Origin of the sequence: Streptomyces niveus (assembly GCF_001723055.1) — a bacterium.
Classification (GTDB): domain Bacteria; phylum Actinomycetota; class Actinomycetes; order Streptomycetales; family Streptomycetaceae; genus Streptomyces; species Streptomyces niveus.
In genome coordinates this window covers 1-6,766 of the sequence record NZ_MDCR01000082.1, presented here as the reverse complement: position 1 = coordinate 6,766, position 6,766 = coordinate 1, and the positions used below count along the sequence as shown (strand labels likewise).

General features: G+C 72.3%; 6 protein-coding genes. 2 read left to right on the top strand and 4 right to left on the bottom strand.

Translation table 11 applies throughout. The features are described from left to right. Positions 1–1,398 (top strand): rhamnulokinase (locus BHU15_RS11835; RefSeq protein ID WP_069627153.1); only part of this gene is annotated, 1,398 nt, incomplete at its 5' end. A 16-nt stretch (positions 1,399–1,414) separates the two neighbouring features. On the opposite strand, the gene BHU15_RS11830 is transcribed toward BHU15_RS11835, so the two are convergent. Further along, a complete protein-coding gene (locus BHU15_RS11830; RefSeq protein WP_069627151.1) occupies positions 1,415–2,197 on the bottom strand; it encodes a phosphodiesterase in 783 nt (260 codons plus the stop codon). A 327-nt stretch (positions 2,198–2,524) separates the two neighbouring features. Here BHU15_RS11830 and BHU15_RS11825 point away from each other — a divergent pair, with 327 nt between their 5' ends. Beyond that, the gene (locus BHU15_RS11825) at positions 2,525–3,451 is read left to right on the top strand and encodes a TauD/TfdA dioxygenase family protein (protein ID WP_069627150.1); all 927 of its coding nucleotides are present in this window, start codon (positions 2,525–2,527) and stop codon (positions 3,449–3,451) included. A 27-nt stretch (positions 3,452–3,478) separates the two neighbouring features. Here BHU15_RS11825 and BHU15_RS11820 read toward each other — a convergent pair whose 3' ends face one another. From BHU15_RS11820 to BHU15_RS11810, 3 genes are all read right to left on the bottom strand, one after another. Beyond that, entirely contained in the window at positions 3,479–3,763 is a 285-nt protein-coding gene (locus BHU15_RS11820; RefSeq protein ID WP_023543687.1) for a hypothetical protein, read from the bottom strand. A 143-nt stretch (positions 3,764–3,906) separates the two neighbouring features. Further along, positions 3,907–4,791, bottom strand: coding sequence for a DUF2382 domain-containing protein (locus BHU15_RS11815; RefSeq protein ID WP_069627149.1), 885 nt, complete (start codon positions 4,789–4,791; stop codon positions 3,907–3,909). A gap of 315 nt (positions 4,792–5,106) precedes the next feature. After that, entirely contained in the window at positions 5,107–6,738 is a 1,632-nt protein-coding gene (locus tag BHU15_RS11810) for a glycoside hydrolase family 13 protein (protein WP_069627152.1), read from the bottom strand. Positions 6,739–6,766 lie beyond the last annotated feature (28 nt).

The following is a 6,766-nucleotide window of genomic DNA, read 5'->3' as shown; positions in this document are numbered from 1 at the left end:
AGGGCGAGCACGTCCCACCGCTTCCCGAACCGGCCGGTGCGGCTGCCGGACAGCCTGCGGTGGGACGTGCTCGCCCTCCATCAGGGAGTGCTGGACGGGCTCGGCCGGGCGGCCCGTGCGTACGGCGGCATCGCGTCGGTCGGGATCGACAGCTGGGCGGTCGACTACGGACTGCTGGACGCGGACGGGCAGTTGCTCGGCAATCCGCACCACTACCGGGACTCCCGCACCGAGGGGGTGGGCGAGCGGGTCTGGGAGAGGGTCCCGGCCGGCGAGCTGTACCGGATCACCGGGTTGCAGCATCTGGCGTTCAACACGGTGTTCCAGCTGGCGTCGGCGTCGGGCAGCGCCCAACTGGCCTGTGCGCGGACGCTGTTGATGATTCCGGATCTGCTGACGCACTGGCTCACCGGCAGTGTGGGCGCGGAGGCCACCAACGCCTCCACGACGGGCCTGTTCGACGCGCGTACGGGCGACTGGTCGGCCGCGCTGATGGACCGGCTGGGCATCGACCGGGGTCTGTTCCCGCCGATCCGGCGGCCTGGGGACGCGGCGGGGACGCTGCTGCCGTACGTGGCGGCCGAGACCGGGCTGCCGGAGTCCACCCGTGTGACGGCGGTGGCGTCCCACGACACGGCGTCGGCCGTGGCCGCCGTCCCGGCGACCGGGCCGGGCTTCGCGTACGTCTCGTGCGGTACGTGGTCACTGGCCGGTCTTGAACTGTCGCGGCCGGTGGTCACGGAGGCGTCCAGGGCCGCGAACTTCACCAACGAACTGGGTCTGGACGGAAGTTACCGTTTCCTGCGGAACATCATGGGGCTGTGGCTGCTGTCGGAGAGCCTGCGCACCTGGTCGGTCCGTGGACTGCCCGCCGATCTGGAGCCGTTGACGGAGCGGGCGGCGCGGTCCCGGCCGTTCGCCGCGCTGGTCGACCCGGACGACCCCTCGTTCCTCGCACCGGGCGACATGCCGTCGCGGATCGCCGCGTACTGCGCGCGCACCGGCCAGCAGCCGCCCGACGACCCGGCGGCGACGGTCCGTTGCATCCTGGAGAGCCTCGCCCTGGCCCACCGCGCCACGCTGCGCACGGCGGCCGAGCTGTCCGGCACGGAGATCCGGGTCGTGCATCTGGTGGGGGGCGGCAGCCGTAACGCGCTGCTGTGCCAACTGACGGCGGACGCGACGGGGTTGCCGGTGGTGGCGGGCCCGGCGGAGGCCACGGCGCTGGGCAACATCCTCGTACAGGCACGGGCCGACGGCCTGGTCGGCGACCGCTCCGAGATGCGCCGACTGGTCGCGCGTACGCAGCGGTTGCGCCGGTACGAGCCACGGGGCGACGGGCGGGCGTGGTCGGCGGCGGCGGCGCGGATCGGACTCGGACCGGGAGGTCCGGCCTGATCCGCCAGGGCGGGTTCTAGTAGCCGCCGATCGGCGCCGCCGCGTGGCTGACCGGGACGGTGTGGGTGATCCAGGAGACGCCGGCGAGCAGATGGAGCAGGAAGGACGTGGGTTCGGGCAGATAGCCCGGGACGCCTTCGCGCAGGGCGAGTCCGCTCTGGAGGTGGGTGCTCGGGGCGATGGCGAGGGTGCTGTGCGCGTAGGCGGCCGTGACCGGGCGGTGGACGTGTCCCGCGAGGACGCGGGCCACGTTCGTGTGCCGTAGGAGCACCCGGGCGAGCGCGTCGCCGTCCGCCAGGCGCATACCGTCCAGGAAGGGAATCCCGACCGGCAGCGGCGGGTGGTGCAGACACACGAATGCCGGGATGCCGGGCCTGCGCGCCAAGGCCGTGTCGAGCCAGTCGAGTTGGGCCGGGCCGAGCCGTCCGCCGCCCTCACCGGGCACCGAGGAGTCGAGAGCCACGAGGGTGAGTCCGGGCAGCTCGGCGACGTAATACGCCTGGTGCGCGCCGCCCATGAGGCCGGTCCCGCCGAACGCGTCGACCAGCGCGCCGGGTTCGTCATGGTTGCCCGCCACGAGGAACAGCGGCAGCGGGAAGCGCCCGAGCACCTCGCGCAGCACGGCGTACTCCTCCGGGGCTCCCCGTTCCACCAGATCGCCGGTGATCACCACGCAGTCCGGCGCCGGGTCGAGGACGAGCACGCGCCGCAGCGCCCGGCTCAGGCCTTCGGCGGGCGCGCCGCCGAGCGGGCCGGTGGTGAGGTGGGGGTCACTGAGGTGCGCGACGGAGAGAGCCATACGGCAACCCTGCCCGGTGCCGCCGGCATCCACCAACGGCCGTGCCCCGGCTGTCCCACCGGTGTTCCCGGCACACCGGCTGCGGTACGGTGCCTGCCATGGGCCCGTACTCGAACCACCGCGCGGTGGAGCCGCTTCTCAGCGGCCCTCGCGGTGAGTGCGCGCCCCGCGGCCTCAGCTTTCTGCTGCGCCGCGGTCGGGTGGGTTCGCCGCCCGTCCTTCGTTGTCGCTGACCCGTCGCGGCGACGCTCCCCTTCCCCCGCGCCTGCGTGCCGCTGCGGGTCGGCCCGTCGCCTTCCCACCGGTCCGTTCTCCCCGAGGAGCCCCTTGACCACCACCGCCATACCCGCAGCTCTCCGCGATCCCCACATCCCCGCCGACGGCCTGTACGAGGGGCACCGGGAGCTGCGTCGCGTTCCCGGCGACTGGGAGGACCGGCCGTACGAACTGTTCGGCCTCGTCCCGCAGTCGCGCACCATCGGCGCCGAGATCCGTGGTCTGGATCTGTCGGTCCCGCCGTCGCCCGCCGTACGGGACGAACTCGATCGCGCCCTGCTGGAGTGGAAGGTCCTGTTCTTCCGGGGGCAGCGGCTGTCCTCCGACGCGCAGCGCGCGTTCGCCCTCAACTGGGGCGAGTTGGAGACCAATCCGCTGCTGGCGGCCGGGGACGCCAAGGACGTGGCGCGTTTCGACCGTACGGCCGTCCCGACGTTCGAGAACGTGTGGCACACGGACGTCACCTTCCGGGAACGGCCCGCCATGGGCGCCGTGCTGCAACTGCGCGAGGTGCCGCCCGCCGGGGGCGACACCCTGTGGGCCGACATGGCGGTGGCGTACGACAATCTGCCGCGCGAGGTGAGGGAGCGGATAGACGGTGCCCGCGCCGTGCACGACTTCGTGCCGGGCTTCGCGCGGTTCTCCCCCGCCGAACGGCTCGCCGGCTTCCAGGACGACTTCCCGCCGGTGGAGCACCCGGTCGTACGCACGCATCCGCGGACGGGGCGGCGGATGCTGTTCGTCAACGCGTCGTTCACGACCCGGATCGTGGGGCTCGCCCGGGAGGAGAGCGACCGGCTGCTGCGACTGCTCTTCCAGCAGGCGCATGTGCCCGAGTACCAGGTCCGGTTCCGCTGGCAGGCGGGTGACGTCGCGTTCTGGGACAACCGCGCCACCCAGCACTACGCCGTCGCGGACTACGGCACGCACCGGCGGGTCGCCGAGCGGGTCGCCATCGCGGGCGACCGCCCGTACTGACCGTGGTCCCTGCCGTGTCGCGGGCGGCTACCGCTCCTCGGTGAGAGCGGCGATGCGCGCGCGGTAGGCGGCGATCTCGCGTTCGGTGAGGGCCAGGCGCCCGGGGCCCGCCTGGTCGGCGGCCAGGAAGGTCGCCTGTTCCATCGCGCTGTACAGCGGGCCCGGCAGGTTGAGCAGGAGCTGACCGTGCTCGGCCGTCTCGATCACCATCCACGAGTTGCGGTCGGCGGCACCTTCCCCGACGACGTTCGGCTCGATGGTGCTGGCGGCGACGACGGTCAGGACCGGGGGGATCGGGGTCTCTTCGCTCATGTCTCCCTCCCTATCAGGGTGACTCCTTCGGTGCCCAGTGATCGCGGCGAGTTCCCGCTCACACGGCACGGCGCGGGTCCACCGGGACCACCGGTGGACCCACGCCGACGTGCGGTTCTCGGACTGCCGGACCGAGTCGCCGCTCAGTGGCTGGGACCGCGCCCGCCGCCGCGCCGCCTGTCGTCCTGTCCGGGGGCGTCGAACTCGACCTGCTCCTTGCGGACGTCGGCCGACACCTCCTTCTGCTCGGTGACCTTCTCGGTCTCCATCCGTACGCGCTCCACCGCCACGGCCTCCTTACGGACGACCGCCTCCTCGGCGTGCAGGATCATCTCGGTCTCGGCGTTGCCCATGGGCGCGCGGCCGACGGTCTTGTCGCCCGGCTTGATGGGCTCGCGCACGATGCGGACCTCTTCGTGGGTGATCGGCACGGTGGTCGTGACGTTCTCGGTCACCACGATCTTCCGCAGCCGTGCCCGGCCGGACTCGTGCTCCTCGGTGCCGACCCGGAGCCGCTCCTCGGAGCGCACCATTTCCTCGTCGCCGCGACCGGTGGCGGAAGGAGTCGCGGCCTTGGCGGTGTCGGTACGGCCCTGGGCGCCGTTGCCGCTCGCGGTGTCGCCGGCCATCGTGGTGTCCTTGCTCTCCCTGGCGGCGTTGCCGGGCGCCGGGCTCATGCCCGGTGTCCCGCCGCTGCGCCCGGCGGGCCGGGTGAGGCCGTAGTGGTCGTACAGTTCCTGCTCCTGGGCGACGTCGAGATGCTCGTCCGCATCCATCCGGGGTGCGTCCTTGACCAGTTCCTTGGCGTGCGGGAACTGGAGACCGTTCGCGTCGCGGGTCGCGCCCGACAGGGGCACGAAGGACTCCTTCATCCCGAACATGCCGGTCTTGACAGTCACCCACTCGGCGCGGCCCGTCTCGTTGTCCAGGTACGCCTGCTCGACACTGCCTATCTTCTCCCCGGCGGCGTCGTAGGCGGTCAGACCGGTGAGTTCACCCACGTGGTGGAAGACATCGTCGGCTGCCATCAGTGATCACTCCTTGGCGGCGAGCCGGCGGGGTCCGGTGTCCCCGCGCGTCGGCTGACTCGCGTATCTCCATGCGGCACCTGCTGACGGCGGGCGGCAACCAGGGGAAAGGCCCCTTTGACCCGTCCGGGGGACAAAGGGGCGCCGCACACGCCCCGCAGGGCTCCGCGCAGATCGGTCGCCGGATTCAGCCATTCGGGTGACCCCTCGAACGGAGCGCTGGCCGATGCTCACACGTTGTGCATGTACGAGGACGGAAAGGAGTCGCCGATGATGCCGCTGAAGTCGACCGTGCCGGTCACGCCGACGGATCGGTCAGCCGCCGGTCACCGCTGTCCAGACGGCCGTGTCGGGGGCGAGCGTGTTCCCCTCCAGGCTGTCGCTGGCGAGCAGCACGGCGCCGTCCGGCAGCGGCAGGGGCGTCGCGGAGAGATTGATCCGGCATTCGAACCGGCCCTTGCGGAAGGCGAGTTCGCCGTCGCGGGCGGGCAGCCAGGCGAACGACTCGTCGCCCCGGAAGCGGGTGCGCACGGACAGGGCCGTGCGGTACAGCTCCAGGAAGGAGTCCGGCCGCCCGGTCTGGGCGTCCACCGCGTACTCGCCCCAGCCGTCCGGCTGCGGGAGCCAGCTGCCACCCGGTCCGAAACCGTGGCTGCTGCCGGAGCGGGTCCACGGGAGCGGGATGCGGCAGCCGTCGCGGCCCCGGGTGGTGCGTCCGGTCCGCTCCCACATGGGGTCGCGCAGGGCGTCGTCGGGCAGGTCGAAGACTTCGGGGAGGCCGAGTTCCTCGCCCTGGTAGAGGTAGGCGCTGCCGGGCAGGGCGAGGGTCAGGAGCGCGGCCGCCCTGGCCCGCCGGTGCCCGAGGGCGTCGTCGGGCGCGGGGTCGGTGCCGCCACCGGACAGCCAGGCGCGGTAGTCGATGCCCTGGGGAAGGGAGTAGCGGGTGCGGTGACGTACGACGTCGTGGTTGGAGAGCACCCAGGTGGGCAGGGTGCCGACCGCGCGGGCGCCGCTGAGGGAGGTGTCGATGACCTTCCTGAACTCCTCGGCGTCCCAGGGGCAGCGCAGATGGAAGAAGTTGAAGGCTTGGTGGAGCTCGTCGGGGCGGGTGTAGAGGGGCAGCCGGGCGGCGCTGACACCCGCCTCGGCGACGGTGATCCGGGGAGGCGCGTAGGAGTCGATGATCTTGCGCCAGGCCCGGTATATCTCGTGGACCTCGTCGCGGTCCCAGAAGGGGTGGTCCTCCCCCTCGGTCGGCGAGTTGAGGGAGGCGGAGTCGCGTCCTCCGGTGTCCCGCAGGGGTTCCACGAGGTCCTTGCGCAGTCCGTGGGCCACGTCGACGCGGAAGCCGTCGGCCCCGAGGTCGAGCCAGAAGCGCAGGATGCCCTCGAAGTCGGCGAGGACGTCGGAGTTCTCCCAGTTCAGGTCGGGCTGCTCGGCGGAGAAGATGTGCATGTACCACTGGCCGTCCGGCACGCGTGTCCAGGCGCCGCCGCCGAATTTCGACTTCCAGTCGGCGGGCGGCAGGCTGCCGTCCGGGCCCCGCCCCTCGCGGAAGATGAACCGGTCCCTGGCGGGTGAGCCGGGCGGTGAGGCGAGTGCTTCGACGAACCAGGGGTGCTGGTCGGAGCAGTGGTTGGGCACGACGTCGACGATGACCTTGAGGCCGAGGCCGTGGGCGCGCCGTACGAGGTGGCGGAAGTCGTCGAGGGTGCCGTGGCGGGGGTCGACGCCGCGGTAGTCGGAGACGTCGTAGCCGGCGTCGGTCCACGGCGAGGGGTAGAAGGGGGTGAGCCACAGGGCGTCGACGCCGAGACCGGCGAGATGGTCGAGCCGGTCCGTGATCCCGCGGAGATCGCCGATCCCGTCCCCGTCCGCGTCGGCGAAGCTGGGGACGTACACCTGGTAGACGACGGCCTCGCGCCACCAGTCGGGGGCCGGGGACAGGGGGCCGCCGACTGGTGGCGCGAGGCCG

Coding starts and splice junctions, on each gene's coding strand:
- BHU15_RS11830 (WP_069627151.1), bottom strand. CDS start 2,197: ATGGCTCTCTCCGTCGCGCACCTCAGTGACCCCCACCTCACCACCGGC.
- BHU15_RS11820 (WP_023543687.1), bottom strand. CDS start 3,763: ATGAGCGAAGAGACCCCGATCCCCCCGGTCCTGACCGTCGTCGCCGCC.
- BHU15_RS11815 (WP_069627149.1), bottom strand. CDS start 4,791: ATGGCAGCCGACGATGTCTTCCACCACGTGGGTGAACTCACCGGTCTG.